General features: G+C 72.0%; 22 protein-coding genes and 2 pseudogenes. 13 read left to right on the top strand and 11 right to left on the bottom strand.

What is annotated here, in order from left to right; translation table 11 throughout:
• Positions 1-14: 14 nt before the first annotated feature.
• Positions 15-1,148, top strand: a pseudogene (gene larC, locus FB470_RS25160) (nickel pincer cofactor biosynthesis protein LarC).
• 311 nt (positions 1,149-1,459) lie between these two features.
• Here larC and FB470_RS25150 read toward each other — a convergent pair.
• Positions 1,460-1,927 (bottom strand): hypothetical protein, encoded by a 468-nt coding sequence (locus FB470_RS25150; RefSeq protein WP_306995409.1) that lies wholly within the window; start codon positions 1,925-1,927, stop codon positions 1,460-1,462.
• Positions 1,915-2,625, bottom strand: a complete 711-nt coding sequence (locus FB470_RS25145) for a lactate racemase domain-containing protein (protein ID WP_306995407.1) — start codon at positions 2,623-2,625, stop codon at positions 1,915-1,917. Before FB470_RS25145 ends, FB470_RS25150 begins: the two co-directional genes overlap by 13 nt.
• Positions 2,626-2,693: 68 nt before the next feature.
• On the opposite strand from FB470_RS25145, the gene FB470_RS25140 reads away from it, so the two are divergent.
• Positions 2,694-4,148 (top strand): DHA2 family efflux MFS transporter permease subunit, encoded by a 1,455-nt coding sequence (locus FB470_RS25140; RefSeq protein WP_306995405.1) that lies wholly within the window; start codon positions 2,694-2,696, stop codon positions 4,146-4,148.
• An 86-nt stretch (positions 4,149-4,234) separates the two neighbouring features.
• The gene (argG, locus tag FB470_RS25135; protein WP_306995404.1) at positions 4,235-5,689 is read left to right on the top strand and encodes an argininosuccinate synthase; all 1,455 of its coding nucleotides are present in this window, start codon (positions 4,235-4,237) and stop codon (positions 5,687-5,689) included.
• A 68-nt stretch (positions 5,690-5,757) separates the two neighbouring features.
• On the opposite strand, the gene FB470_RS25130 is transcribed toward argG, so the two are convergent.
• Together FB470_RS25130 and FB470_RS25125 are read right to left on the bottom strand one after the other, a co-directional pair.
• Positions 5,758-6,969, bottom strand: a complete 1,212-nt coding sequence (locus tag FB470_RS25130) for a cytochrome P450 family protein (RefSeq protein ID WP_306995403.1) — start codon at positions 6,967-6,969, stop codon at positions 5,758-5,760.
• Positions 6,970-7,211: 242 nt separating this feature from the next.
• On the bottom strand, positions 7,212-7,910 hold the full coding sequence (locus FB470_RS25125) for a GntR family transcriptional regulator (protein ID WP_306995402.1): 699 nt from the start codon (positions 7,908-7,910) through the stop codon (positions 7,212-7,214).
• Between the two features lie 61 nt (positions 7,911-7,971).
• Between FB470_RS25125 and FB470_RS25120 the strand changes: the two genes are divergently transcribed.
• Genes FB470_RS25120 through FB470_RS25110 form a run of 3 tightly spaced genes read left to right on the top strand, consistent with a single transcriptional unit; the run spans position 7,972 to position 10,772 of the window.
• Positions 7,972-9,123, top strand: a complete 1,152-nt coding sequence (locus FB470_RS25120; RefSeq protein ID WP_306995400.1) for an acyl-CoA dehydrogenase family protein — start codon at positions 7,972-7,974, stop codon at positions 9,121-9,123.
• A 12-nt stretch (positions 9,124-9,135) separates the two neighbouring features.
• Positions 9,136-9,975 carry an HTD2 family dehydratase gene (locus FB470_RS25115; RefSeq protein ID WP_306995398.1) on the top strand — a complete coding sequence of 280 codons (840 nt, stop codon included), beginning with the start codon at positions 9,136-9,138 and terminating at the stop codon, positions 9,973-9,975.
• Entirely contained in the window at positions 9,972-10,772 is an 801-nt protein-coding gene (locus FB470_RS25110) for an HpcH/HpaI aldolase/citrate lyase family protein (RefSeq protein WP_306995396.1), read from the top strand. Before FB470_RS25115 ends, FB470_RS25110 begins: the two co-directional genes overlap by 4 nt.
• Before the next feature lie 1,036 nt (positions 10,773-11,808).
• Here FB470_RS25110 and FB470_RS25105 read toward each other — a convergent pair.
• Positions 11,809-13,905: an acetate--CoA ligase family protein gene (locus tag FB470_RS25105; RefSeq protein ID WP_306995394.1), complete on the bottom strand. Its 2,097-nt coding sequence runs from the start codon at positions 13,903-13,905 to the stop codon at positions 11,809-11,811.
• Between the two features lie 4 nt (positions 13,906-13,909).
• Positions 13,910-15,082, bottom strand: coding sequence for an acyl-CoA dehydrogenase family protein (locus tag FB470_RS25100; protein ID WP_306995392.1), 1,173 nt, complete (start codon positions 15,080-15,082; stop codon positions 13,910-13,912).
• Positions 15,083-15,225: 143 nt separating this feature from the next.
• On the opposite strand from FB470_RS25100, the gene FB470_RS25095 reads away from it, so the two are divergent.
• The 3 genes from FB470_RS25095 to FB470_RS25085 all read left to right on the top strand — a co-directional run bounded on the left by FB470_RS25095 (position 15,226) and on the right by FB470_RS25085 (position 18,279).
• On the top strand, positions 15,226-15,834 hold the full coding sequence (locus FB470_RS25095) for a TetR/AcrR family transcriptional regulator (RefSeq protein ID WP_306995390.1): 609 nt from the start codon (positions 15,226-15,228) through the stop codon (positions 15,832-15,834).
• Positions 15,835-15,964: 130 nt separating this feature from the next.
• Entirely contained in the window at positions 15,965-17,446 is a 1,482-nt protein-coding gene (locus FB470_RS25090) for an MFS transporter (RefSeq protein WP_306995388.1), read from the top strand.
• A gap of 590 nt (positions 17,447-18,036) precedes the next feature.
• Positions 18,037-18,279 carry a hypothetical protein gene (locus FB470_RS25085; protein ID WP_306995386.1) on the top strand — a complete coding sequence of 81 codons (243 nt, stop codon included), beginning with the start codon at positions 18,037-18,039 and terminating at the stop codon, positions 18,277-18,279.
• On the opposite strand, the gene FB470_RS25080 is transcribed toward FB470_RS25085, so the two are convergent.
• Complete coding sequence (locus FB470_RS25080; RefSeq protein ID WP_306995385.1) at positions 18,276-19,595, bottom strand: MFS transporter; 1,320 nt, start codon at positions 19,593-19,595, stop codon at positions 18,276-18,278. The genes FB470_RS25085 and FB470_RS25080 overlap by 4 nt on opposite strands.
• Positions 19,596-19,676: 81 nt before the next feature.
• Positions 19,677-20,528 carry a MaoC/PaaZ C-terminal domain-containing protein gene (locus FB470_RS25075; protein ID WP_306995384.1) on the bottom strand — a complete coding sequence of 284 codons (852 nt, stop codon included), beginning with the start codon at positions 20,526-20,528 and terminating at the stop codon, positions 19,677-19,679.
• A 194-nt stretch (positions 20,529-20,722) separates the two neighbouring features.
• Here FB470_RS25075 and FB470_RS25070 point away from each other — a divergent pair, with 194 nt between their 5' ends.
• Genes FB470_RS25070 through FB470_RS25060 form a run of 3 tightly spaced genes read left to right on the top strand, consistent with a single transcriptional unit; the run spans position 20,723 to position 23,167 of the window.
• Positions 20,723-21,601: an SDR family NAD(P)-dependent oxidoreductase gene (locus FB470_RS25070; protein ID WP_306995382.1), complete on the top strand. Its 879-nt coding sequence runs from the start codon at positions 20,723-20,725 to the stop codon at positions 21,599-21,601.
• A 19-nt stretch (positions 21,602-21,620) separates the two neighbouring features.
• The gene (locus FB470_RS25065) at positions 21,621-22,028 is read left to right on the top strand and encodes a Zn-ribbon domain-containing OB-fold protein (protein ID WP_306995380.1); all 408 of its coding nucleotides are present in this window, start codon (positions 21,621-21,623) and stop codon (positions 22,026-22,028) included.
• Positions 22,025-23,167, top strand: a complete 1,143-nt coding sequence (locus tag FB470_RS25060; protein ID WP_306995377.1) for a thiolase C-terminal domain-containing protein — start codon at positions 22,025-22,027, stop codon at positions 23,165-23,167. The genes FB470_RS25065 and FB470_RS25060 overlap by 4 nt, the downstream gene beginning before the upstream one ends.
• A gap of 204 nt (positions 23,168-23,371) precedes the next feature.
• On the opposite strand, the gene FB470_RS25055 is transcribed toward FB470_RS25060, so the two are convergent.
• Both FB470_RS25055 and FB470_RS25050 read right to left on the bottom strand, forming a co-directional pair.
• Complete coding sequence (locus FB470_RS25055; RefSeq protein ID WP_306995375.1) at positions 23,372-24,562, bottom strand: acyl-CoA dehydrogenase family protein; 1,191 nt, start codon at positions 24,560-24,562, stop codon at positions 23,372-23,374.
• Complete coding sequence (locus FB470_RS25050) at positions 24,559-25,698, bottom strand: CaiB/BaiF CoA transferase family protein (RefSeq protein WP_370876559.1); 1,140 nt, start codon at positions 25,696-25,698, stop codon at positions 24,559-24,561. The genes FB470_RS25055 and FB470_RS25050 overlap by 4 nt, the downstream gene beginning before the upstream one ends.
• Positions 25,699-25,849: 151 nt before the next feature.
• Between FB470_RS25050 and FB470_RS25045 the strand changes: the two genes are divergently transcribed.
• Positions 25,850-26,542: an IclR family transcriptional regulator gene (locus tag FB470_RS25045; RefSeq protein WP_306995373.1), complete on the top strand. Its 693-nt coding sequence runs from the start codon at positions 25,850-25,852 to the stop codon at positions 26,540-26,542.
• Here FB470_RS25045 and FB470_RS25040 read toward each other — a convergent pair.
• Positions 26,539-26,724: pseudogene (locus tag FB470_RS25040) on the bottom strand (integrase core domain-containing protein); the annotation flags it as partial. The gene FB470_RS25045 and the pseudogene FB470_RS25040 overlap by 4 nt on opposite strands.
• Positions 26,725-26,731 lie beyond the last annotated feature (7 nt).

The raw sequence follows: 26,731 nt of genomic DNA, 5'->3' as shown, positions 1-26,731 counted from the left end.
GCGTGGCCGGGGACATGGTGCTCGGGGCGCTGCTCGACGCGGGGGCGCCGGTGGCCGTGGTGCAGCGGGCGGTCGACGCGGTGGTACCCGGCGCGGTCCGGGTGGACGTGGCGGAGGTGGTGCGCGGCGGGATGCGCGCGGTGAAGGCCGATCCGGTCGCGCTCGTGAACGATCCGCCGCACCGGCACTGGGCCGCGATCCGGGAGATGCCGGCGGCGGCTCCGCTGCCGGGCGGTGCGGGACGACGCGGTGCGCGTGTTCGCCCGGCTGGCGGAGGCGGAGGCGGGCGTCCACGGCACGAGCGTGGACGCCGTGCACTTCCACGAGGTGGCTGTGCTGGACGCGATCGCCGACGTCGTCGGGTACTGCGCGGCGCTGAACCACCTGGGCGTGGAGCGGATCGTGGCGAGCCCGGTCGCGGTCGGGTCGGGCACGGTGCGGCCCGCGCACGGGGAGATGCCCGTGCCGGTGCCCGCGGTGCTGCCGATGGCGCGGGGGTGGCGGGTCCGCGCCGGAGGTGACGGCGAGCTGGCGACGCCGACGGGCATGGCCCTGGTGACCGAGCTGGCCGCGGAGTGCGGGCCACTGCCCGCGATGCGCGTGGAGACCTCGGGGTGCGGCGCGGGGACGAAGGACTTCCCGGGGCGGGTCAACGTGGTGCGCGTGGCGATCGGTTCCGCCGGGGAGGCGGACGCGACGGACGAGGTCGTGCTCGAGGCCGATGTGGACGATCTGGATCCGCGGGTGTGGCCGGGTGTGCTGCTCTCCCGCGGTGCGGCGGACGCGTGGCTGACGCCGACCCTGATGAAGAAGGGCCGGCCCACACCGTGCCCGTGCTGGTGCCCGCCGCTCGGGTGGACGAGGTCGCGGAGGTCCTGCTGACCGAGACGAGCACGATCGGCTTCCGGCGGATCGCGGTGACCAAGTCCGCGCTGGCGCGCACCTGGTTCGACGTCCCGGCGGCCGGTGGCACCGTGCGGATCAAGGTGGCGCACCGCGGCGGCCGGATCGTCCAGGCGACGCCGGAGTTCGAGGACGCCGCGGCACTGGCCCGCTCGTCGGGCCGGCCGGTACGCGCGGTGCTCGACGAGGCCACCGCGGCGGCCGTGGCACGCGGCCTCCTCAGCGGCGGCCCCCTGCCGGACTGATCCCGCGGCTGGTGGCCGGCCGGGCCTGCGATCCGCGTCCCCCACGGTGAGGGCGCCCCGCCGTGCGGGCGATCAGCCTCCGCTCACGCGGCCACGACGGCACCTCGCCCCCACCGGCCGGCGCGCCCGGCGGCGCCGCGATCAGCGCCGTACCCGGCTCGCGCAGGCGGTAGAGCACCTCGCCCGCGTCGGGGACCACCAGGGTGTCCGGGTCGGCTCCCAGACCGCCGGGTCGACCTCGGCCGGGTCCAGGTAGTCCAGGTTCACCGCGCGCACGCGCTCCTGCGGGATCCCCGTCGCGAGCGTGACCGTCACGCGGCACCGCTCGCCGTCGTGCTCGGAACAGGTTCCCGCACCGCGCAGGTGCGTCGAGTGGGCCAGCACCCCCAGTGCAGGTGGTCGAACCTCGCCCACTGCTTCGTGAAGTAGTCCCGCGTGTGGTAGCCGATCTCCTCGATCTCCGGGTGCATCGCCGAGATGCCCGGCGCGTGGACCACCACCCGCCCGCCGTCCGCGGTGACCGGTTCGACCTTGTAGAACCCCTTCGCGGCGGTCCACATGTCGTCGTACCTGGGCGGGATCAGCGACAGCACCCGCCGCACCGGCGCGTCGAGGTACCGCACGTGCACCTCCGCCGACACCGCGGCCGCCGCCCAGGCCGGGACCGGATCACCGAACACCAGGCTGTGCAACGTGGTCCCGCCCGGCCGAACCACCACGCACAGCGCGTGCCGCTCCCCCGGCACCAGCGCCGCCGCCTCGTCGATCAGCGCGCGCACCGGCGTGGTGCCGCGCTGCCGATGATGTCGCGGCTGGTGATGAGCGCGCCCAGCCAGTGCGACACGTCGATGACCTCGGGACCCGACAGCCCCGGGAACAGGTACTCGTTGCCGCCGGAGAACCCGGCCACCTCGTGCGGGAGCACCGGGCCGACGATGATGGTCACGTCGTGCTCGACCACCGCCCGGTTCACCCGCACGTCCACGCCCCGCCGCAGCGGCCCGCCGGACAGCTCGCCGATCCGCTCCGCCGCGATGTGCCCGACCGTCACGAAGGTCGTCGGGTCCCACCACTCGTGGTTGCGCACCTCCACGCCGGGGTACCGCTCGCCGATTGCGCCGGCCGGACAGCCGAGCCACGCCGTCAGCCGCGCCTGGTCCATCGCGGCGTGCGTGCCCAGCGCGACCACGACGGTCACCCGGCTCGCCCGCCCGGTCAGCTGCTCGTGCAGGGCCGACAGCAGCAGCGGCAGCGGGCAGCTCCGGGCGGCGTCCGCGTTCGTCGCCGAGCAGATGCCGGATGTGCGGGGGCGGAGCGTGTGCGTGGTGGTTCGGGCAGACCACCGCCGCCGGGCAAACCGCCGGGACAACTCGCGGCAACCGGGTGTCCCAACGGCGACCGCGCGAAAGTCCCCTTCGCGACCGATGAGCGAAATGTGGTGGACATCGGCGACGTTCGCACCGTATACAGAGGTCACGGCCGTGTCCCGGCCGCTCCAGCGGCGCCGGTGCCGCGACCCCGCCCACCACTTTGTGAGGTATTCGCATGCCCGCCCCCACGACCGCGCCGGCCGACGCCGCCCCGGAGGCCCCGCCGCGAGCCGGTCTGCTGATCGGCGTGCTGGTCGTGTCGGCGTTCGTCATGATCCTCAACGAGACGATCCTCAGCGTCGCGCTGCGCGACCTGACCGTCGACCTCCAGGTCTCCACCACCACCGTCCAGTGGCTGACCAGCGGCTTCCTGCTGACCATGGCCGTGGTCATCCCGACGACGGGGTTCCTGCTGGAACGGTTCACGCTGCGCCAGGTCTTCCTCGCCTCGCTCACGCTGTTCAGCCTCGGCACCGCGATCAGCGGCCTGGCGCCCGGTTTCGCGGTGCTGCTCGTCGGCCGCGTGGTGCAGGCGTGCGGCACCGCGGTGATGCTGCCACTGCTGATGACCTCGGTGATGCGCCTGGTGGCGCCCGCCAGGCGGGGCGCGACGATGGGCACCATCACGATCGTCATCGCGGTCGCTCCCGCGATCGGCCCGACCATCGGTGGCGCCGTGCTGTCCGGCCTGGGCTGGCGCTGGATGTTCTGGATCGTGCTGCCGCTCGCGGTCGCCGCGCTCACCGTCGGCGCGGTGTGGTTCCGGCTCGAGGGCAACCCGCGCGCGGTGCCGCTGGACGTGCCGTCGGTGGTGTTGTCCGCACTCGGGTTCGGCGGCGTGCTCTTCGGCCTGGCCTCGATCGGCGAGTCCGGCGGGCACCACCTCGTGCCGCCGTGGGTGCCGATCGTCGTCGGCGTCGCCGCGCTCGCGGTGTTCACCTGGCGCCAGCTGCGCCTGCAGCGCGACGACCGGGCCCTGCTGGACCTGCGGCCGTTCACCGACCGCGGGTTCGTCGTGGCACTGGCGCTGACCGCACTGCTGTTCGTCTGCCTGCTCGGTGTCGCCTCCATCATGCTGCCGCTGTACCTGCAGACGGTGCTGCACACGACCACCTTCGTCAGCGGTCTCGCCGTCCTGCCCGGCGGTCTGGTCCTCGGGCTGCTCGGACGGCCGGTCGGGGCGCTGTTCGACCGCTTCGGCGCCCGCCCGCTGGTGATCCCGGGGGCGGCGGCCATGGCGGCGTCGCTGTGGCTGTTCACCACGCTCGGCCCGGAGTCGGCGCTGGCCGCGGTGATCGCCTTCCACGTCCTGCTGATGGCCGGGCTCGGGTTCATGATGACCCCGCTGATGACGTCGGCGCTGGCCGTGCTGCCCGATCACCTCTACTCGCACGGCAGCGCCATCCTCGCCACGCTCCAGCAGGTGGCCGGGGCCTTCGGCACGGCGGTGTTCGTCAGCGTGACGACCCTCGGCACCGCGAGCGGGATCCCGGACGCCGGAGGGCTGCGCACCGCGTTCGTCGTCGCCGGCGTGGTGGGGCTGCTCGCCCTGCTGACCTCGCTGTTCGTCCGCAAGGCGCCCGCCGGTGCGGCGCCGCACCGAGCCCGTGCCGTCGATGACGCAGGGTGACCGGCGGCGCCGGAAACAGTGACGTGGGCCGGAACACGGCGGCCCGGTTTGCATGATCATGCACTGCCATGCATATACTGTCTCCCGTGTCCAAGGTGCTCACTTCCCTGCCTGTCGGCGAACGTGTCGGGATCGCTTTCTCCGGTGGTCTCGATACCTCGGTAGCGGTCGCGTGGATGCGCGAGAAGGGCGCGGTCCCCTGCGCCTACACCGCCGACATCGGGCAGTACGACGAGCCCGACATCGACTCGGTGCCCGGCCGCGCCTCGGCCTACGGCGCGGAGATCGCGCGGCTCGTCGACTGCCGTGAGGCGCTCGTCGAGGAGGGGCTGGCCGCCCTGGCCTGCGGCGCGTTCCACATCCGCTCCGGCGGCCGCGTCTACTTCAACACCACGCCGCTGGGGCGCGCCGTCACCGGCACGCTGCTGGTGCGCGCGATGCTCGAGGACGACGTCCAGATCTGGGGCGACGGCTCCACCTTCAAGGGCAACGACATCGAGCGCTTCTACCGCTACGGCCTGCTCGCCAACCCGGCGCTGCGGATCTACAAGCCGTGGCTGGACGCCGAGTTCGTGACCGAACTGGGCGGCCGCACCGAGATGTCGGAGTGGCTGACCGCCCGCGACCTGCCCTACCGCGCGAGCAAGGAGAAGGCCTACTCCACCGACGCCAACATCTGGGGCGCCACGCACGAGGCCAAGGCGCTCGAACACCTCGACGCCGGCATCGAGCTGGTCGAGCCGATCATGGGCGTCCGCTTCTGGGACCCCGAGGTGGAGATCCCGACCGAGGACGTCACGATCGGTTTCGAGCAGGGCCGCCCGGTGCGGATCAACGGCAAGGAGTTCCCCACCGCCGTCGACCTGGTGCTGGAGGCCAACGCCATCGGCGGACGGCACGGCCTGGGCATGTCCGACCAGATCGAGAACCGGATCATCGAGGCCAAGAGCCGTGGCATCTACGAGGCCCCGGGCATGGCGCTGCTGCACGCCGCCTACGAGCGCCTGCTCAACGCCATCCACAACGAGGACACCATCGCCAGCTACCACGCCGAGGGCCGCCGCCTGGGCCGCCTGATGTACGAGGGCCGGTGGCTGGACCCGCAGTCGCTGATGCTGCGCGAGTCGCTGCAGCGCTGGGTCGGCACGGCCGTCACCGGCGAGGTCACGCTGCGGCTGCGCCGCGGCGAGGACTACTCGATCCTCGACACGACCGGGCCGGCGTTCAGCTACCACCCGGACAAGCTGTCGATGGAGCGCACGGAGGACTCGGCGTTCGGGCCGGTCGACCGGATCGGCCAGCTGACCATGCGCAACCTCGACATCGCCGACTCCCGCGCCCGCCTGGAGCAGTACGCGGGTCTGGGCATGGTGGGCACCACGCCCACCCAGCCGACGCTGGTCGGCGCCGCCCAGGCCGCGTCCACCGGCCTCATCGGCGCCATGACCGAGGGCGGCGCCGAGGCCATCGCCTCCCGGGGCACCGCCGCCGAGGCGGCCGAACTCCTCGACCACGCGGCGATCGAGTCCGGTACGGACTGACCCCGCGACACGGCGGCGGCGCCGGGCGGAAACGCCCGCGCCGCCGCCGTCGTGCGTCCGGCCCCGGACTACCGGCCGAGGTTCACCGGGATCGACAGCGGGCCGATCGTGAAGAACGACGGCGAATACGGGATGTCGTCCGGGTCGATCGCCAGCCGCAGGCCCGGCAGCCGCCGGTAGAGGGTGGACAGCGCCACCCTGCCCTCCAGGCGCGCGAGCGGGGCGCCGATGCAGTACCGCGGGCCGTGGCCGAACCCGAGGTTCGCGCCCTGCCGGCGGGTGATGTCGAACTCCCCCGCGGTGTCGCCGTAGGCCTCCGGGTCCAGGCCGCACGCCTGGTAGACCACACCCACCGCGTTGCCCTTGGGGATGTCGACGCCCGCGATGGTCACGTCCTCCACGGTGAAGCGGAAGCTCGTCATCATGACCGAATGGCGGTAGCGCACCGTCTCCTCGACGACATCGGCCCACCGGTCCTCGTTCCGGGCGAGCTCGAGTTGAGCGGGGTGCTGGGACAGTGCGATCACGGCGTTGCCGATCAGGTGGACGGTGGTCTCGTGGCCGGCGATCAGCATCAGCCACAGCACGCCGACCAGTTCGTCGGTGGTGAGTTTGTCACCCTCGTCGCGGGCCTGGACCAGGCTCGTGGTGAGGTCGTCGCCCGGTTCGGCCTGCTTGCGCTCCACCAGCTCGCGCAAGTAGGACATGAGCGCGTTCTGCGTCGCGAACGCCTCCTCCGCCGGCGTGGTGTGGGCCAGCAGCGTGGCGGTCCACTTCCGCAACCGCATCCGGTCCGGCTCGGCGACGCCGAACAGCTCGCAGATCACGGCCATCGGCAGCACCTCGGTGAACTCGGGCACGAGGTCGACCCCGTCGCCGGCGGCCTCGACCCCGTCCAGCAGTTCGTCGACGAGCTGCTGGATCCGCGGCTCGAGGTCGAGCACCCGGGCGGGGGTGAACGCCTTGCCGATCAGCCCGCGCAGGCGCCGGTGGTCCGCGCCGTCCTTGGTGGAGAGGTGATCGCCCTGGACGATGCTGCGCAGTGGCCAGTCCTCCGGGATGGATCCGTCGTACAGGGCGGGCCAGTGCTTCGGGTCACGCGCGAACGCCTTGTTGTCGCCGGCGAGGATTTCGCGGACCGCTGTGTGCGTCAGCGCGAGGTAGGCCGGCACACCGCCGGGGAACTCCGCTTCGACCACCGGGGCGATCTCCCGGAGCCGGATGCAGGTGTCGAGCGGTCTTTCCGCGGCGGCGGGAAAGGCGGGAAGGCTGACGGTCATCGCATGCGCCCCTTCGGCACCGTGCGCCCGTTTCCCGGGCGCGGACACCCCCACTGAACACCGACCGCGCAATCCGCCGTTCGGGAAAGTCCTTGCACCAAGCGGGGGAACAGCGCAACGGTGCCCGGTGAGAGGGAAGTGCCACCGGCCGGCGGACGGCGGCCACCGCGGAGCGGGTGACGGCACTGGCGCGGCCCGCCGGTCTACGCGCCCGAGGACATCCGGATCGCTCCCCGGAACGCTCAGCTGAGGACTTCGCGCTTGCGCAGGTGGTCCACGAGACGGCCGCCGACGTGCTCGATGTGCGCCGTCATCGCCTTGCGGGCGCCGTCCGGGTCGCGGGCCCGCAGCGCCTGGAAGATCGGGCTGTGGTCGTGGACCGACGCCGACGACCACCCCTCGATCGAGGCGAAATACCCCAGCGGCACGTAGCTGACCGTGATGCCGAGCAGCACCGCCAGGCGCGCGGAGCCCGAAGCCTTGTTGATCGTGCGGTGGATCCGGTAGTTCAGCGTCTCGACCAGGTCCAGGTCACCCTCACGCTCGGCCCGTTCCAGCTCGGCCTGGGTCTCCTCCAGCCGGTCCAGGTCCGCGTCGCTGAGCTCGGTGGCGGCGCGCGCGGCCAGCTCGCCCGCGATGAAGGCCTGCACCCGGAACAGGTCGCTCACGTCCTGCGTGGTCAGCGGCACGACCCGGTACCCGCGCCGCGGCTCCCACCGCACCGAGCCCTCGCTGCCCAGCAGCATCAGCGCCTCCCGCACCGGGGTGGGGCTGACCCCGAGCTCCTCGGCGAGCCGTTCGGTGCGGATGTACTCGCCCGCGCGGAACTGGCCGACCATGATGCCCTCGCGGATGTAGGCGGCCACCTTCTCGCTGAGCTGCTGCTTGGTGTCGAACGACGTGCGACGCGGGCCGCTCGCGCGGCGCTCTGCTGTGCTCATGCCCACCTCCCCTCCCCTGATTCTATAGAATAGAGTAAGCACTGCGAGGAGAGGACACTCGATGGACGGGCTGAGCGAGGACGAGGCCGCGATCGTCGCGCTGGTCGCCGAATGGGTCGACCGCGAGGTCAAGCCCGTGGCGCAGGAGCTGGAACACGCGAACACCTATCCGGAAGAGCTCATCGAGGCGATGAAGCGGATGGGTATCTTCGGGCTGGCGATCCCCGAGCCGTGGGGCGAGGCGGCGGTATCCGCCCCGTGCTACTCGGCCGTCACCGAGGAACTCGCGCGCGGCTGGATGAGCCTGGCCGGCGCGATGGGCGGGCACACCGTGGTCGCCAAGCTCCTGGTCACCTACGGCACGCGCGAGCAGCAGGACCGGTACCTGCCCCGCATGGCCACCGGTTCGTTGCGGGCCACGATGGCGCTGACCGAACCCGGGGGCGGATCGGACCTGCAGGCGTTGCGCACCCGGGCCCGCCGTGACGGCGAGTCCTATGTGGTCAACGGGTCGAAGACGTGGATCACCAACGCGCGCCGCTCGGATCTGGTGGCGCTGCTGTGCAAGACCGACCCCGAGGCCGATCCGCCGCACAAGGGCATCAGCGTGCTGCTGGTGGAAAAAGGCCCCGGCTTCTCGGTGTCCCGCGATCTGCCCAAGCTCGGCTACAAGGGCGTCGAGAGCTGCGAGCTGTCCTTCGACGACGTGCGCGTGCCCGCGTCCGCGGTGCTGGGCGGGGTGGAGGGACAGGGGTTCGCGCAGATGATGCGCGGCCTGGAGATCGGCCGCATCCAGGTCGCCTCCCGGGCTCTGGGCGTGGGTCGGGCCGCACTGGAGGACTCCCTGCGTTACGCCCAGCAACGCGAGACGTTCGGCAAGCCGATCTGGCAGCACCAGTCGATCGGCAACTACCTCGCCGACATGGCCACCAAGCTCGAGGCCGCGCGCCAGCTGGTCCACCACGCCGCCCGCCGCTACGACTCCGGTGAGCGCGCCGACCTCGAATGCGGCATGGCGAAGCTGTTCGCCTCCGAAACCGCCATGGAGATCGCGCTCGACGCGGTGCGCATCCACGGCGGCTACGGCTACTCCACCGAATTCGACGTCGAACGCTACTTCCGCGACGCGCCCCTGATGATCGTGGGCGAGGGCACCAACGAGATCCAGCGCAACGTCATCGCCCGCCAGCTCATCAACCGCCACCGCATCTGACGAAGGAAGGTCATGTCGCAACCCCAGCCGTCCGCCGGTGAGGTCGTCGAGCGCACCGAAATCCTGCTCCCCGGGCCCGCGCAGGCACTCGGCGCCCTGCTCGACGTCCCGGTGCCGGACCTCGACCGCGGCGAGGGCCTGCCCCTGCTGTGGCACTGGTTCTACTTGCTGGAACGCCCGGCGCAGGCCGACCTCGGCCCGGACGGGCACCCGATCCGCAACTGCGTGCCCGCGCCGCCCGGTCCGGGCCGCCGCCGGATGTGGGCGGGCGGTGAGGTGCGGACCCGGGGTGCGCTGCGGTGCGGTGAGCCCGCAACGCGGCGCACGCGGGTGCGGTCGGTGCAGGAGAAGCAGGGACGGTCGGGGCCGTTGACGTTCGTCGCGGTCGAGCACCTGGTCGAGCAGGCCGGGCAGGTCGTCGTCGAGGAGCGGCAGGACGTCGTGTACCGGCCGGAGACCTCCACGATCGCCACGACCGCGGAGGAGGCGCCGGTGGTGCCGGCCGGACCTGGCGAGTGGGCGCTGGACGTGTCGCCGACGCTGCTGTTCCGGTTCTCCGCGCTGACCTACAACGCCCACCGGATCCACTACGACCGTGACTACGCGCGCGACGTCGAGGGGTATCCCGGGCTGCTGACGCACGGGCCGCTGCAGGCGCTCGCCATGGCGGAGGCCGCGCGCGCCACGGGGTGCGGCGGTGACCAGGTGTTCTCCTACCGGCTGGTGTCGCCGCTGTTCGACCACCAGGGCCTGGTGGCCAGGGCGGTCAAGGCGGAGGACGAGACCACCACCGCGGTCCGCGACGTCCACGGGCGTCAGACCGCGACCGGAACCCTGCGGAGCGAGCGATGAGCGGTGTCGCGAGTGGACGGAGTTTCCTGTTCGTGCCGGGTCACCGGCCGGACCGGTTCGCGAAGGCCGCGGCGTCGGGGTGCGACGCGGTGGTGCTCGACCTGGAGGACGCGGTCGGTGAGGACAGCAAGGTCGCCGCGCGTGATCACGTCCGGGCGTGGCTGGACGACGGGAACCACGCGGTGGTGCGGATCAACGGCGCGGGCACGCCGTGGTTCGACGACGACCTCGACGCGGTCGCCGGCCGTGCCCTGGCCGTGATGGTGCCGAAGGCCGAGAGCCGGGCGAGCCTGGACGCGATCGCCCGGCGTCTGCCCACGGGCACCGGGGTGATCCCGTTGATCGAAACGGCGCTCGGCGTGGCCGGGGCGGTCGAGGTGTGCTCGGCGGACGCGGTGGTGCGCCCGGCGTTCGGCAGTGTCGATCTGGCGGCGCAGCTCGGTGTCGACCACCGTTCACTGGAAGCGTTGCGGCACGCGCGGTCCGCGGTGGTGCTCGCCGCCGCGGCGGCCGGGTGCGGCGCGCCGATCGACGGGGTGACGACCACTGTGGACGATGAGGACGTGCTGCGGGCCGACCTCGCGCACGCGGTCGAACTGGGGTTCACGGGCAAGCTGTGCATCCACCCGCGCCAGGTGGCGGCAGTGACCGAAGCGTTCACCCCGAGCGACGCCGACGTGGCGTGGGCGCGGGAAGTACTGGCCGCGGTGACCGACGGTTCCGTGGCTGTCCACAAGGGTCAGATGGTGGACCGTCCCGTGCTCCTGCGCGCGCAGGCGATCCTGGCACGGGTGTAGTCCGCCGGAAAAGCGCGCCGGCGCCCGTGCCCCAAAGAGAGCTGGGTGGTCATCCCGTCGCCTGAGGCCGTCACATCACTGTGAGCCAGGCCCGCACCCTGCTCCCTCACCGGCGGCCGAAGAACACAAGCGTGCGGGCCTGGCTCACAGTGATAGGCCTCAATGCAGGCGACGGGATGACCACCCAGCGACCCACTGCATGAGGTGAGCCGACAACGCTCCCCGGTCATCCCGGAGCCTGCCCGTCCGGCGAGGACATCTTTTGATCTTTAAAGCCGCGCTCACGCGCTGAAAAGAAGGCGCCTCACGGCGCCGAACGGTCGCCTTGGGTGCCGACCTCCCCCGCCCCCTCCGGGTGGAGTGTTTTCGGTCGCCGAGCAGGCGTGTCAAGGCGGGAAAGAGTACCTTGACACGCCTGGTCGGCGACCAAAGGCGGGCTGGGGATCGGGGGCGGGGGAGGTCTGGTGACGTCGCGCCTCGCCTCGCGTTGCCGGCCGCCGGGAGGCTCGTGAGGTCTCGGGAGGCCGCACCGCACCTCGCGTGGCGTCGCCGGGTGTCTGGGGCGAGGGAGGTCCGGTTCGTGGGAGGTCGGCCCCCGCTCCCGGCACCGGAACTGCGGGTGGGGACAGCTCCGGCCAGACCCCGCCGCGTCTCGGGGCCGGCCACCGGATCTGGGCGGGCGGGCGGCCCCACCCCGGACCGGAGGGCAGGCAAGCCCGGCTCGACCCACACCGCTGAGCGCCCGGCCACCGGATCTGGGTAGGCGGGCGGCCCCACCCCGGACCGGAGGGCAGGCAAGCCGGCTCAATCCCCGCCGCCAACCCGGCCCCGGATCTGGGCGGGCAGGGCCGCCGGGGGCGGCCGGCAGGCGACGCGGGCTCGGGCCGCCCGCGCCAGCCCGCCCGGCGGGCGCGGGAACCGACCCTGGTCACCCCACGGGCCTCCCGCCGTGGCGTGACCACCCGGCCGCCTCGACGGCGACGACACGGAACCCACGCCACGCCCGCGCTGCGACTCCACCACGGCGCCTACCGCCTCAGGTCCAGGTGATCAGGGCGTCCAGTGCCTCCACCTCCGCTCCCCGCACCAGCAACGGGTTGATCTCCAGCGCGGCCAGCCGGTCGCCGAGGGACAGGGCCAGCGTGCCGATCCCGGCGACGACCTCCGACAGCCGTTCGAGGTCGGCCGGCTCCGTGCCCCGCGCGCCGGTGAGCAGGCCGTGTCCGCGGAGCTCCGCCAGCGCCTCCCGCACGTCCGCGGGCGTGACCGGCAGCAGCCGGAGCGCGCTGTCCCCCAGCACCTCCACCCACACCCCACCCAGGCCGATCGCCATCGTCAGACCCCACGCCGCGTCGCGCACCACGCCGACCAGCAGCTCCACCCCGCCCTGCCGCTGCGGCTGCACCAGCGCCGCCCCGGTCAGCCCGCGGGCCGACAGCGCCGCGGTCACCTCGCGGTACGCCGTCCGCACGTCCGCCGGCCCGGACAGTCCCAGCCGCACCCCGCCGATGTCGCTCTTGTGCCCCAGCCCCTCCGCCGCGGCCTTGAGCACCACCGGGTAGCCGAACCGCTCCGCCGCCGCGACCGCCGACGCCTCGTCCGCCACCTGCTCGGCCGGCACCACCGGAACCCCGTGCGAAGCCAGGAAGGCCGCCGCCCGGTGCTCGGCCCACAACTCGCCCGGCTCCACGTCCACCGGCACGGCGGCGCCCACCGGCTCCGGCTCCGCGCCGGCCGCCGTCACCGTCTCCGACCAGCGGACCGCGTTGCCGATCGCCGCCATGCCGTGTTCGATGCCGCCCGCCACGTACGGAAAACCCGTCTGCGCCTGCACGTACCGGCCGAACTCCGTGATGTCCGCGAGCACGTTGCTCACCACCATCACCGGCACCGGCGCCCGACGGATGCGGTCGGCCGTCGCGCCCGCGATCTGCAGCGTCACCGACGGATCCGCCGGCTGCACCCGCGGCAGGTCGTTGAGCAGCAGCACCGCGTCGATGCCCGGGTCCTCGGCCACCACCTCCAGCGCCCGCCCCAGCAACGTCCGGTCCACCACCACGTACCCGGTGACGTCCATCGGGTTCTGCACGGTCGCGAACTCCGGCACGATCGCCTTCAGCCGGTGCACCGTCTCCGGTGCGAACGCCGGCAGCTCCAGCCCCTCCTGCTCGGCCCGGTCGGCGATGATCTCCGACGCACCACCCGACGGCGTCACCACACCGAGCCGCCGCCCGCCGACCCGGCCCACCGACGCGAGAAGACCCGCGGTGATGATCAGGTCCTCCAGTGAGTGCACCCGGACCACTCCGAAGCGCCGGAACGCCGCGTCGATCACCCGGTCGTCGCCCACCAGCGCCCCGGTGTGCGCCTGGGCGGTGTGCGAGGCCAGCGCACTGGTCCCGATCTTCAGCGCCACCACCGGTTTCCCCGCGCGGGCCGCCCGCCGGCACACCCGTGCGAACTCCTCGGGATGCCGGACGGACTCCAGGAACAACGCGATCACGGAGGTGTCCGGATCGTCCACGAGGTAGGACATCACGTCGGTCACCGAGACCATCGCCTCGTTGCCCATCGACGTGAGCAGGCTCAGCCCGACGTTGCGCGCCTGCGCGAACGACAGCACCGAACTGGCCAGCGCCCCGCTCTGCAGCACGACCCCCACCGGCCCGGACAGCAGCGGCGCGGGAATCGGCAGACCGTACGGCGTGGTGGCGCCGGCGGCGTTGATGTAGCCGTTGCCGTTCGGGCCGAGCACGGTCAGTCCGTGCTCGGTCGCGAACGCCACGATCTCGTCCTCGAGCCGCTTGCCCTCCGGCCCGGTCTCGCCGAACCCCGCGGTGAGCACGACGTAGTTCCGGATACCGAGCCCGGCACCCTCCCGCAGCACCGACAGCACCGCGGGGGTGGGCACCATGACGTAGGCCAGGTCGACGGGCTGCCCGATGTCGGACAGGCTGCGGTAGGCCGTCTCGCCGTGCACCACCTCCGTGCGCGGGTTGACCAGATACACCTTCCCCGCGAACCGGTGGTCGCGCAGGTTCTGGAACGTGGACAGCGACCACCCGGACTTGTCGGTGGCGCCGACCAGCGCGATGGAGTGGGGACGGAACAGCTCGCGCAGGGACAAGGTCATCCGGTCACTCCCCGATCCCGCCGAGCCGCACGTGCCCCTTGAGCAGGTTCCGCGCGATGGTCCGGCGCTGGATCTCGTCGGTGCCCTCGAAGATACGCAACAGCCGCAGCTCCCGGTACCACCGTTCGATCGGCAGTTCCTTCGTGTAGCCCATGCCGCCGTGGATCTGCAGCACCCGGTCGACGACCTGGTTGGCCATCAGCGCGCCGTTGAGCTTGGCGATCGACGACGCGTGACGCGCGTCCAGGCCCTGTTCGACCCGCCACGCCGCGTACAGCGTGAGCCACTTGGTGGCCTCGATCTCCACCTGCGAGTCCGCGATCTGCCACTGGATCGCCTGGTACTCGGCGATCGGGTGCCCCATCGAGTGCCGGATGTTCGCGTAGTCGATCGCCATCTTCAGCATCCGCTCGGCAGCGCCGATCGCGCGGGCGGGGATGAGGTAGCGGCCCTGCCCGATCCAGCGCATCGCCAGGTCGAACCCGTGGCCGACCTCACCGAGCACGTTCTCCGCCGGCACCCGCACGTTGTCGAACACCAGGGACGCCGGCCCCCACTGCCCCATCGTGGGGATCGGCTCGGACTTCCAGCCCATGTCGCGGTCGGCGAGGAAGCAGGTGACGCCGCCGTTGGCGCCCTTGTCCGGGTCGGTCACCGCGAACACCATGACGAAGTCGGCCTCGTTGCCGCCGGTGATGAACACCTTCTCGCCGTTGATCACCCAGTCGCCGCCGTCGCGCACCGCGCGGGTGCGGATGTTGCGCGCGTCCGACCCGGCGCCGGGCTCGGTGATCGCGAAGCAGGACCGGCGTTCGCCTTCGATCGTCGGGATGAGGTAGCGCTGCTTCTGCTCGTCGTTGGCGAAGTACAGGATGTTGTCGGCGGTGCCGCCGAAGCTGAACGGGACGAACGTGCGCCCGGTCTCCATCGCCACGATCGCGGCCATCACCGCGCCCAGGTTCATCCCGCCGTACTCCTCGGGCGTGTTGACGCCCCAGAAGCCGGCCGCGCGGGCCTTGTCGCGCAACTCCTTGAGCACGTCGGCCTCCAGGCCGGGCCGCCCGGCGCGCTCGTTGCGCAGTACCTCCGGTTCCAGCGGGACCACCTCGCGGTTGACGAACGTGCGCACGGTGTCCCGGATCTGTCGTTCTTCGGTGGAGAGCGAGAAGTCGACCATCGGCGAAATCCTCTCGGGGACTTTCTAGAACCGAACTCTAGGAATCAACTCAGCATCCGGGCCGCGAACCACCGTGTCAAGAGCGTGCCGGGAACTCCCGCCGCGACGTGGCTATCATCGTGGCGGACAGCGAGGAGGCGCGTATGCCACGCAAGTCGAGCGGCAACGCCTGGCAGTGGAGCCGCACCGCGGAGACGCGGCGGGTGATGCTCAACGCTGCCCGCGAAGTGTTCTGCGAGCAGGGGTTCGCCGAAGCCAGCATCGCCGAGGTGGTGCGCCGCGCCGAGTCCAGCGTGGGCAGCCTCTACCACCACTTCGGCGGTAAGACCGAGCTGTTCCTGGCCCTGTGGGAGGACCACCAGTCGGCGCACGAGCACGCGGCGGCGGCCGCGGTCGCGAAGGCGCGGGCCGGCGGCGAGGAGGACCCGCTCGAGCTGTTCATCGTGGGCGCGCGGGCCTTCCTGGAGGGTTCGTGGCAGCGCCGCGACCTGTCCCGGATGTTCATGGACGGCGACGGTCCGCCCGGGTTCGAGCTGGTGCGCCGCACGCGCGGCCGGGAGTGGGTCCGGCAGAACGCGGTGCTGCTCGGCAAGGGCACCAGCTCGGTCGACCGGCTCACCGTCGCCGTGCTGACCAGCGTCATCGGCGAGGCGGGCCGCGAGGTCGCGACGTCGTCGTCCAAGCGCGAGGCCAACCGGATCGCCGACGCGGCGATCGCGCTCATCCGGCGGCTCAACCCGCTCGACCTGTGACCCGTCGTCCGAAAAGGACCGGTTCGGGGTGAATTCCCCTCCCCGATCAACCCGTTTGCGGGAGTGCGCGGCGGCGCGGGCTGCCTAGGATCGAATGAGATTCTAGGATTAGCCCTCGGGAGGCACATCCATGTCCGAGCCGGCCGATCGGGAGCAGCTCCGCTACGCGTGGCGGGCGCTGTCCGTGGTGAGCATGGCGAGCATCCTCACCGCGCTGGGCAGCAGCTCGCTGAACGTGGCGCTGCCCGAGGTGGTCCGGCACTTCGGGGCCGGCACCGCGGCGGCGAGCTGGATGCTGCTGTCGTTCATGCTCGCCAACACCGTGCTGATGGTGGTGTTCGGACGGCTCGCGGACCTGTTCGGGCGGCGGACGCTCTACCTGTGCGGGCTGGCCACCTACACCGGAGCCAGCCTGCTGCTGGGGTTCTCCCCCGGCGCGTGGTGGCTGGTGGGACTGCGGGTGGTGCAGGCCGCGGGCGGCGCGATGCTGCTGACGAACAGCGCCGCGATCCTGACCGACGCGTTCCCCCGCGGTCACCTCGGCCGCGGCATGGGCGTCTACATCGCCTCGTTCTCCGTCGCGCAGCTGATCGGCCCGACGCTGGGCGGGTTCCTGACGCACCGGTTCGGGTGGCAGTGGGTGTTCTGGTTCAACGTGCCGCTGGGCCTGGTGTGCCTGGCGTGGGGCGCGGTGACCCTGCGCCGGTCCAGCGGGACGGGCCAGGACCGCGGCATCGACGTGCCGGGCAACGTGCTGGTGCTGATCTCGCTCGGCGGGCTGCTGTTCGGCCTGTCCCAGGCCGGTGACCGGGGCTGGACGGATCCGGTCGTGCTGACCGGGGTGGCGTTGTTCGCCGTGCTCGTGCCGGTGTTCGCGGTGGTGGAGCGGCGGAGCCCGCACCCGGTGGTCGACGTGCGGCTGTTCACCGACCGCGTGTTCACGCTCGGCCTGCTCGCGTCGTTCCTCAACACGGTCGCGAGGATGGCCGTGGTGCTGCTCGTCGCGCTGTTCTACCAGGCGGTGCACGGCGCGGACCCGGTGTCGGCCGGGCTGAAGGTGCTGCCGCTGTCCGTCGCCGCGATGATCGCCTCGGCGTGCGCGGGGCCGTTGCACGCCCGGATGTCCGCGCGTGCCGTCGCGGCGCTGGGCAGCCTCACCGGCACGGTCGGCCTGGCGGTGCTGCTGGTGTTCCTGTCCGCGGACGGTTCCTACGCGCCGGTGTGCGTGGCGCTGGTGCTGCTCGGGGCGGGATCCGGGATGTTCATGCCGGCCAACACGACGGCGCTGCTCGACGAGCTGCCGCCGCACCGGGTCGGCATCGTCAATGCCATGCGCCTGATGGTCCAGAACACCGGCGTGGTGATGAGCACGGCGCTGGCGCTCACGCTGGTCACCGGCCCGCTCCCGGCGGCCGTGCGGCCGTCGGTGTTCGCGGGCACGCTGTCCCACCTGCACCCGGATCAGGTCGGTCTGCTGGTCACCGGGTACCGGATCACGCTCGGCGTGATGACGGCGATCTCCGTGGTGGCGGTGCTGGTGTCCCTGACCGGCCGCCGGAGCGCGGCGGCCCGGCCACGACGGCTCACCGCGGACCGGTCCACGGTGAGCTGACCGACGCCGCGATCACGCCGAAGGCACGGGCCGCGCGCAAGGACGCCCGGCGCAACGCCCTCGGCGCCGAGTTGTTCCGGCTCCACGGCCGCTCTCCGAGGCCGTCACGATGACGGACGAGGAGCGCAACCGCCTCCGCACGCCTGGAGCGTGTCGGACAAAGCGTTTGTCCGGGTGATGACGTCGTGGAGGAGGACGGCTGCTCGGTGGACGGTGGCGGGTTTGTCGAACCGGGTGGCGATTCCTCGCCGTTGTTTGAGCTGGTTGAAGCTGCGTTCGATGACGTTGCGGCCGCAGTAGTCCTGGCCGTCGGAGGCGGGCGGCCCTCCGCCGCGGGAACCGCGGCGTTTCCGGTGTCCGGCTCGGTCGGCCGGCTCGGGGATGACCGCGCGGATTCCCCGCCCGCGGAGGTGGGTGCGGATGGGCGCGGGAGGAGTAAGCCTTTTCTCGGCGCACCCGGTCGGGGCGAGTCCGTGCTCAGCAGGGTGACCGGTGCGCGGCCGTTCCCCTCGACTAGACGGTGGATCTTGGTGGTGGGCTCGCCACGGGAGCGGCCGATGGGGTGATCAGGCGGCTCGATTCCGGGTTTCGTGTCCAGCCCCCTGCGATCAACCCCGCCGCGTCCGCGGCGGCCGCTCGATCTTCCGGCGCGCGCGGCGATCTCCCGGTACCTGACCGGCCACCGGCCGGACGAACAGCTCGCCGAGATCCGCGCGCCGGCTCAAGATCCTCCACCAGGTGCGCTGGTGCGCACGTTCTCGCTGGAGGACATCCTGCTCAGCACGAGTGCCGGGGCCGGCAAGGCCGACCCCGGCGGGCTCCTGCCCCGCTAGTTCGCGGTGCGTTCCAGCGGCGAGGTGGTCACCGGGGTGCGGCCGCGGTGCGCCCGCCACGGGCCGTGGAACGCGAACACCGCGGGGACGAACAGCAGCAGGCAGAACGCGGCGATGGCGAGCCACGTGCGCCACCCGGCCGCTTCCACCAGGTGCGGGATCACGAACAGCACGACCACCGCCATGATCTTCGACAGCGCCCCGTACAGGCCCCAGGCGCTGCCCTGCAGGCGCGGGTCGACGTCCTCCGCGTCCTCCGAGTAGTTCGCCATCCACGGGCCGTACGCCACACCGAGCGCGCCGCCGAGCAGGGCGCCGGTGATCATCAGGTGCACGTGCGACACACCCGGATCGCCCATGAGCAGGATCAGGTACCCGGTCACCAGCACGGCCACCACGGACCCCGCGACGCAGATCGGCTTGCGCAGCTGCAGCCGATCCGACACGCGCCCGATCACGACGAGCGTCAGCAGATTCAGCACCCAGAACGCGGACATGATGCCCGACGCGGTGGACGCGTTCAGGTCGAAGGCCGCCGCCAGCATCGTCTGCCCGAACAACGACAGCGTCATGTAGATGACCAGCCACAACGAGATGCCGACGACGTGGGCCCAGATGTTGCGGTGCCGGAACAACTCCCGCGCCCGCGCCGGCCCGTCCCGGCCGATCCGCACCGCCTGCTGCTCGGTCTGCTGGATGCGCGCCCGCAGCTCCGGTGACAGGTCGGCGATGTTGAACATGATCACGATCGAGATCACCAGCGAGAACGCGCCCATGATCACGAACTGGGAGCGCCAGTTGTCGTCGAACACCGGCAGCGTCGCGCTGGCGACGGCGGCGGCCAGGAAGTTCGCACCCACCGGGCCCCAGGTCCAGAACCCGAACGCCTGCGCACGCCCCATCCGCGGCGAGAAGTCCCGCACCAGCGGCGCGGTGCCCGCCATCGCCATGCCGTCCACAATAGACAGGATGATCCGCACCAGCAGCAGCTGCGTCGGCGAATGCACCGTCACCATCAGGAAGCAGCACACCGCGGTGGCGAACATCAACGGCACCAGCAGGCGCACCCGCCCCACGTGGTCGGTGAGCCTGCCGCCGATCGCGGAGGCTATCGCCCCCGCCAGCACCCCGGCCGCCGACACCAGCCCGTAGGTGGCCAGCGACATGTGCAGGTCCTTGAGCAGCAACGGGACCACCGGGGCGATCTGCGCCTCGTACGACCCGATCAGGATCGCGAGCACCGCCATCGTCAGGATCCGCATCCGGCGGGCGCCCGTCGGATACTCGGTCAGCTCACGTATCGGCAACAACCTCATGGGTCACCTTCCCTGGGTGGAGAAAAACGCGTGCGTCATCGCCGGCGCGGGTGTCCCGGGCCGGGTACGTGCGATCGGGTATCAGCCGAGCCGGATCGTGGCGGTACCGCGGTCGATCACCACGGTGCCGTCGTCCTTGGTGGTGCGGAACGCGACGTTCTCGCCGTCGGCCCACATCGACACCGTGAGCGACTCGCCGGGGAACACCGGTGCGCTGAACCGCCCGGACATCGCGGCGAACCGGGCCGGGTCCGACCCGGCGAGGGTGTGCAGCAGCGCCCGGCCGGTCACGCCGTAGGTGCACAGGCCGTGCAGGATCGGGCGGGCGAACCCGGCCCTGGCGGCGAAGGCGGGGTCGGAGTGCAACGGGTTGCGGTCGCCGGACAGCCGGTAGAGCAGCGCCTGGTCCGGCCGGGTCCGGTAGGTCACGCGGTGGTCCGGCGGACGTGCCGGCTCCTTCCACTCGGTGGCCGGGCCGCGGCTGCCGCCGAAGCCGCCCTCGCCGCGGATGAACACGGAGCTGCGCGAGGTGACGAGCGTTTCCGACGTGGCCGGGTCCACCGCGCGTGCCTCGGTGACCACGAGCGCGCCGGACCCCTTGTCGTGGATGCCGGTCACCGTGGTGGTGACCCGTGCGGTGCCGGCCGGGGGCAACGGCCGGTGCAGTTCGAAGGCCTGCTCCGCGTGGACCAGCATGGCCCGGTCGAAGTCGCCGAGGTCCCGGCGCGCCGGCGCCTGGGCGGCGAGGACCGCGAAGGTGGGCAGCACTCGCTGCCCGACCCCGGCGGTGTTCTCCGTGGTGAACTCGAGCTCGCCGGCCGGATCATCCTGGCCCGCGCCGACGCCGAGCGCGTACAGCAGCGTGTCCCTGCTGGTCCAGCTCTTCTCGGCCGGTGGCGACTCCAGGCCGATCACGTCGTGGTTGAGTGGCACGTGCCTTCCTCCTCGCTGCGGCGCCGTTGCCGCTCCGGGATGTCTCACGACCCTGTGGACCAGACACGAATATTAGAATTCGGTTCGTCTATTACAGGATCCCCGCCACCCGGTGTCAAGCCTCTTGACAGGCACTCCCGCCGCGCCGAAAGTAATTCCAGAACCGAGTTCTAAAACCTGCGGTGGAAGGCGGGATGGGCATGGGACGCCTGGACGGACGGGTCGCGATCGTGACCGGAGCGGGCAGGGGGATCGGCGCGTCGGTCGCCCGGCTGCTGGCCGGCGACGGCGCGCACGTGGTGGTCAACGACCTCGGCACCCAACTGGACGGGTCCGGCACCGACACCGGCCCCGCCGCCACGGTCGCCGAGGAGATCACCGCGGCCGGCGGGAAGGCGGTCGCGGACACCTCCGACGTCTCCGACCACGCGGCGGCGGAGAAGCTGATCGGCACGGCGATCGCCGAGTTCGGCCGGCTGGACGTGCTGGTGAACGTCGCCGGCATCCTGCGCGACCGGATGATCTTCAACATGACCGAGCGCGAGTGGGACGACGTGATCCGGGTCCACCTCAAGGGCACGTTCAACACCACCCGGTTCGCGTCGGCGCACTGGCGCTCGCTCGGCGACGGCGACGCGCAGAACCGGATCATCAACTTCACCTCGGTCTCCGGCCTGCACGGAGCGCCCGGCCAGCCGAACTACGCCGCGGCGAAGATGGGCATCGTCGGGCTGACCTACTCCAGCGCCCGCGCGCTGGCCCGCTACGGCGTCACGGTCAACGCCGTCTCCCCCGGCGCCGCCACCCGGATGACCGACTCCATCCCCGGCGAGCGGCGCCGCTCCCCCGCTGCCGACGAGCATTCGCCGGACAACGTCGCGCCGCTCGTCGGTTACCTCGCCGGCACCGCGTCCGGCTGGATCACCGGGCGGATCCTGCACGCCGCCGGGTACCAGGTGGCGCTCTACAACAACCCGGAACCGGTCAGCCGGATCTTCGGCACCGGACCGTGGGACCCCGACACGCTGGCGACACGGATCGAGCAGGCGTTCGGTCCGCTGCTCGGCCGCTGACCCTCTACAAAGGAGCGACATGAAACCGGTTCCGGTGCCCACGCCCGAAACCCAGCCGTTCTTCGACGCCGCCGCGCGGGGCGAGCTGCGCATCCAGCGCTGCCTGGACTGCGGCCGCCCGTTCTTCTACCCGCGCCCGTGCTGCCCGTTCTGCGCGTCGGACGCGCTGGAATGGTTCACCACCAGTGGACGGGCGACGCTGTACTCGTACACGATCACGCACCGCCCGGCGCCCGGGTTCGAGGCGCCCTACGCGATCGCGGTGGTGCAGCTGGCGGAGGGGCCGCGGATGATGACCAACATCGTCGGTGTCGAGAACACGCCCGGCAACCTGGTGCTCGACATGGACCTGCGGGTCACCTTCGAGCAGCGCGGCGACGTGACCATCCCCCAGTTCACCCCGGTCGGGACGGAGGTGCCGGCATGACGCGCGGCGACGTGGTGGTCTGCGGGGCGGCCGAGACCGACGAGATCGGGGTCCTGCCCGGGCACTCCACGATCCGCCTGCACGTCGAAGGGGCGCGCAACGCCGTGGCCGACGCCGGGTTGCGCATGTCCGACATCGACGGGATCGCGAGCGTGTCGGCGCCGGGCCCGGTCACGGTGGCGCACGCGCTGGGCATCCAGCCGCGGTGGATCGACGGCACCGGCGTCGGCGGGACGTCGTTCCTGCTGCACGTGCGGCACGCGGTCGAGGCGATCCGCGCCGGGCACGCGACCACGGTGCTGGTGACCCATGGCGAGTCGGGCAAGTCCCGGGTCGGCGCGGCGCGCGGTGCGTTCCCGGCGTCCAGCCCCAACGGCCAGTTCGAGGTGCCCTACGGGGTGACCGGCCCGCCGAGCATGTTCACCATCCCCCTGCTGCGGTACATGAAGGAGTTCGGGCTGACCGCCGAGCAGCTGGCGTCGGTGGCCGTCGCGCAGCGCCAGTGGGCGGCGCGCAACCCGCGGGCCCGTTACCGGGACCCGATCACGGTGGAGGACGTGCTGGCGTCGCGGATGATCTCCTACCCGCTGCACCTGCTGGAGTGCTGCCTGGTCACCGACGGCGGCGGGGCGCTGGTGATCACCTCCGCCGAGCGGGCGCGGGACCTGCCCCAGCCGCCGGTGCACATCCTGGGCACCGGGGAGACGTTCGAGTCGCCGCTGATCTCGCAGATGGCGGACTTCACCACGTCGGCCGCGTTCCGCCGCTCGAGCGCCGACGCGTTCGCCGAGGCCGGCATCACCCACGGCGACGTCGACCACCTGATGATCTACGACGCGTTCGCGCACGTCCCCGTCTACGGCCTGGAGGACATGGGGTTCCTCCCTCGGGGCGAGGCCGGGGCGTTCATCGCGGAGGGCCGGACCGCCCCCGGGGGCGAGCTGCCGCTCAACACCAACGGCGGTGGCCTGTCCTACACCCACACGGGCATGTACGGGATGTTCCTGGTGCAGGAATCGGTGCGGCAGCTGCGCGGCCAGGCGGCGGCGCAGGTGCCGGGCGTGGAGGTGAGCGTGGCGCTGGGCAACGGAGGCATGTTCATGGCGGCGGGCACGCTGGTGCTGAGCAACCACACCTAGGGCGTCGGGGCGGAAGTAGGAGAACGGCGGATCCGGGGCGCCCACAACTGGAAGGAGGACACACCGGCGGGCGCCACCGCGGCCGGCACGCTCGCGAGTCCATCGTGGAGGGCTACCGCTGCCGGTCACGATCCCAAGGGACCCGCGACGACCCGGGCCGGCCCGTACGGCACGCGAAGCGTCCCACGGGCCGGCCGGATCCGGTCACCGGAAGGCGGCGTGGCCGGTGATCGCCTGGCCGACGACCAGCGTGTGCATCTCGACGGTGCCCTCGTAGGTCAGCACGGACTCCAAGTTGTTCATGTGCCGGATCACCGGGTACTCCAGCGAAATCCCGTTGGCGCCCAGGATCGTCCGCGCCGCGCGGCAGATGTCCAGCGCCTCGCGCACGTTGTTGAGCTTGCCGAGGCTCACCTGCTCCGGCCGGAGCGCCCCCGCGTCCTTCCGGCGCCCCAGGTGCAACGCCAGCAGCACGCCCTTGGTGTACTCCAGCGTCATGTCGACGAGTTTCTGCTGCGTCAGCTGGAAACCGGCGATCGGCTTGCCGAACTGGGTGCGTTCGCCCGCGTAGGACAGCGCCGCGTGCAGGCACGACCGCGCCGCACCCATCGCGCCCCACACGATCCCGAACCGCGCCTCGTTCAGGCAGCTCAGCGGGCCCTTCAGCCCGGTCACCTCGGGCAGCACCGCGTCCGCGGGCAGCCGCACGCCGTCCAGAACCAGCTCGCTCGTCACCGATGCCCGCAGCGACAGCTTGTGCTTGATCTCCGGCGCCGAGAAACCCGGCGTGTCCGTGGGAACCACGAACCCGCGCACACCCTCGTCCGTCTGCGCCCACACCACCGCGACGTCGGCGACGCTGCCGTTGGTGATCCACATCTTGCGGCCGTCGAGCACCCAGTCCGCCCCGTCGCGGCGCGCCCGCGTGCGCATGCTGCCCGGGTCCGACCCGATGTCCGGCTCGGTCAGCCCGAAGCAGCCGATCGCCTCGCCGGCGGCCATCGGAGGCAACCACTGCTGCTTCTGCTCCTCCGAGCCCCACCGCCAGATCGCGAACATCGCCAGCGACCCCTGCACCGACACCAGCGACCGCAGACCGGAGTCGGACGCCTCGAGCTCCAGGCACGCAAGACCGTACTGGGTGGCGGACATCCCGGCGCACCCGTAGCCCTCCAGGTGCATCCCGAGCACCCCGAGCGAGCCCAGTTCCTTCGCCAGGCCGCGGATGTCGGTGATCCGGCCCTCCTCGAACCACCCGGCGACGAACGGGTCGACCCGCTCCTCGCACAGGCGGCGGACCGCGGCGGCGATGTCCTTCTCGTCGCTGGACAGCAGGTCGTTGATCCCGGCGGGGTCGCGCGGGTCGAGCGGCGGCAGCTTCGTGGTGGTGCTCATCGTGTCTCCTCTTCGAGCCAGCGGCGGATCTCGTCACTGTGTTGCCCCAGGCGGGGCGGGGCGGTGTAGCGGGTGACCGGGGTGTCCGAATAGGTCACCGGGTGCCGGACCTGATGCGGCGCGTCCCCGACCGGGACGGTCGGCTCCAGGCCGAGCGAGTCCGCCAGGCGCAGGCCGTCGCCGAGGTCGCCGACCTCGCCCGCGGGCACCCCGGCCGCGGTCAGACGCGCGCTCCACGCGCCGGCGGTGTCCTGGGCCAGCAGGTCTTCGAGCGCGGACCGCAGCGCCGGACGGTTGAGAACGCGCGCCTCGTTGGTCGCGAACCGGCCGTCGGCGGCCAGGCCCGGGTCGCCGAGCACGTCGGCCAGCCGCTGGAACTGCCGGTCGTTGCCGCAGGCCAGGGCCAGCACGTCGTCCTTGCACCGCAGCGTTTCGTACGGCGCGACCGACGGGTGCCGGTTGCCCATCCGGCGGGGCGCCCGGCCCGTCGCGAGATAGGCGGAGGCCTGATTGGCCAGCGACCCGAGCAGGCTGGACAGCAGGTTGACCTCGATCCGCTGCCCGCGCCCGGTCGCCTCGCGGGCCCGCAGCGCGGCGAGGATCCCGATCGTGGCGTCCTTGGCGGTCAGCACGTCGACCACGGCCACACCGACCTTCGCCGGTTCGCCGTCGGCCTCGCCGGTGATGCTCATCAGGCCTCCCGTGGCCTGCACGAGGAAGTCGTAGCCGGGCAGGGGCGCGCCTCCCCGGCTGCCGAACCCGGTCACCGAGCAGTAGACGACCCCCGGGTTGACGGCGCGGACGGACGCGTAGTCCAGACCCCGGCGCGCCAGGGCGCCGTCGCGGAAGTTCTCCACCAGGACGTCGGCGCGGCGGGCCAGTTCACGGGCCAGCGCGAGGTCCGCGTCGTCGTCGAGATCGAGGACCACCGAGCGCTTCGACCGGTTCGCGCACTCGAAGTACGCACTGGAGTTGGCCGTCCACGGCGGGCCCCAGCTGCGGGTGTCGTCCCCCGAGCCGGGCCGTTCCACCTTGATCACGGTGGCGCCGAGGTCGGCCAGCGTCATCGACGCCAGCGGGCCGGCCAGCACCCGGCTGAAGTCGGCGACGACGACGCCGTCCAGCGGCATGTTCATGTTACGCAGTCTGGCAGTAACCTACGTATTTACGCAACCCGCCCCGGTGTAGGGTTCCGTGAACGCAACCGATCAAGAAAGCAGCGACGCCGTGCCGACGCACCCCACGCCGCATGGCCGCCCGAGGCCCCGCCACCGGATGATCGACCGGGTGGCGACGATCCTCGACCTGGCAGCCCGCTCGACCCACGGGACGACGCTGACCGAGTTCGCCCGCGAGCTCGACGCGCCCCTGAGCTCCATCCAGGGCCTGGTCAACGGGCTCGTCGCGACCGGTTACCTGGACGAGCGCGACCGCCGCTACACCCTGGGGCCGGCACCGTTCCTGCTCACCCGGCTCGCCGGCCGTCCCACCGTCACCACGGTCACGCACGAGGACCTGGTGGCCCTGCACGACGAGACGGGCATGACCGCCGTGCTCGCCATCGTGGTCGGCAGCGACCTCTACTACGTCGACTACGCCTCGTCCGATCCGCGGTACGCCTACCTCGCGGAGGGGTTCGTCCGGCGCTCGCTGATCCGGACGTCGACCGGCTGGGTGCTGCTGGCCGGGATGGACAAGCGGGACCTGTGGGCGCAGATCAGTGCGCTGCCGCCGGACGAGACGGACCGCGTGGACCGGTTCCTGGCCGATCTGGCGCAGATCCAGCGGGACGGTCTCGTGGCCGCGCCCGGTGCGTCGACCGAAGCCGACGGGGTGTCGGTCGCCGTGGTCGAGGGGGGCAAGACCGTGGCCGCGGTGGGGGTCATGGGCAGTTACGACGAGGTCGCGCGACGGCGGAGTGAGCTGGTCGAGGTGCTGACCCGCCGGCGACGCGAGTGGGCGGCGCGGGAAGCGCGCTAGGTGTGTTGTTTGGTGAGGTTGGTGCCGCGGCTGGCTGGGGTGTGGCCGTCGATGCCGGTGTGGGGTCGGTGGTAGTTGTACCAGTGCAGCCAGTCGGGGAAGGCTGTTTGGCGGTGGGTTTCTGAGGTGTAGGGCTGGTGGTAGGCCCATTCCTCGAGCAGGGTGCGGTGGAAGCGTTCGATGCTCCTA

The organism is Amycolatopsis thermophila (assembly GCF_030814215.1).
Taxonomy (GTDB): domain Bacteria; phylum Actinomycetota; class Actinomycetes; order Mycobacteriales; family Pseudonocardiaceae; genus Amycolatopsis_E; species Amycolatopsis_E thermophila.
Note: the sequence above shows the minus strand (reverse complement) of the source record. Positions and strands in the feature narration are given on the sequence as shown.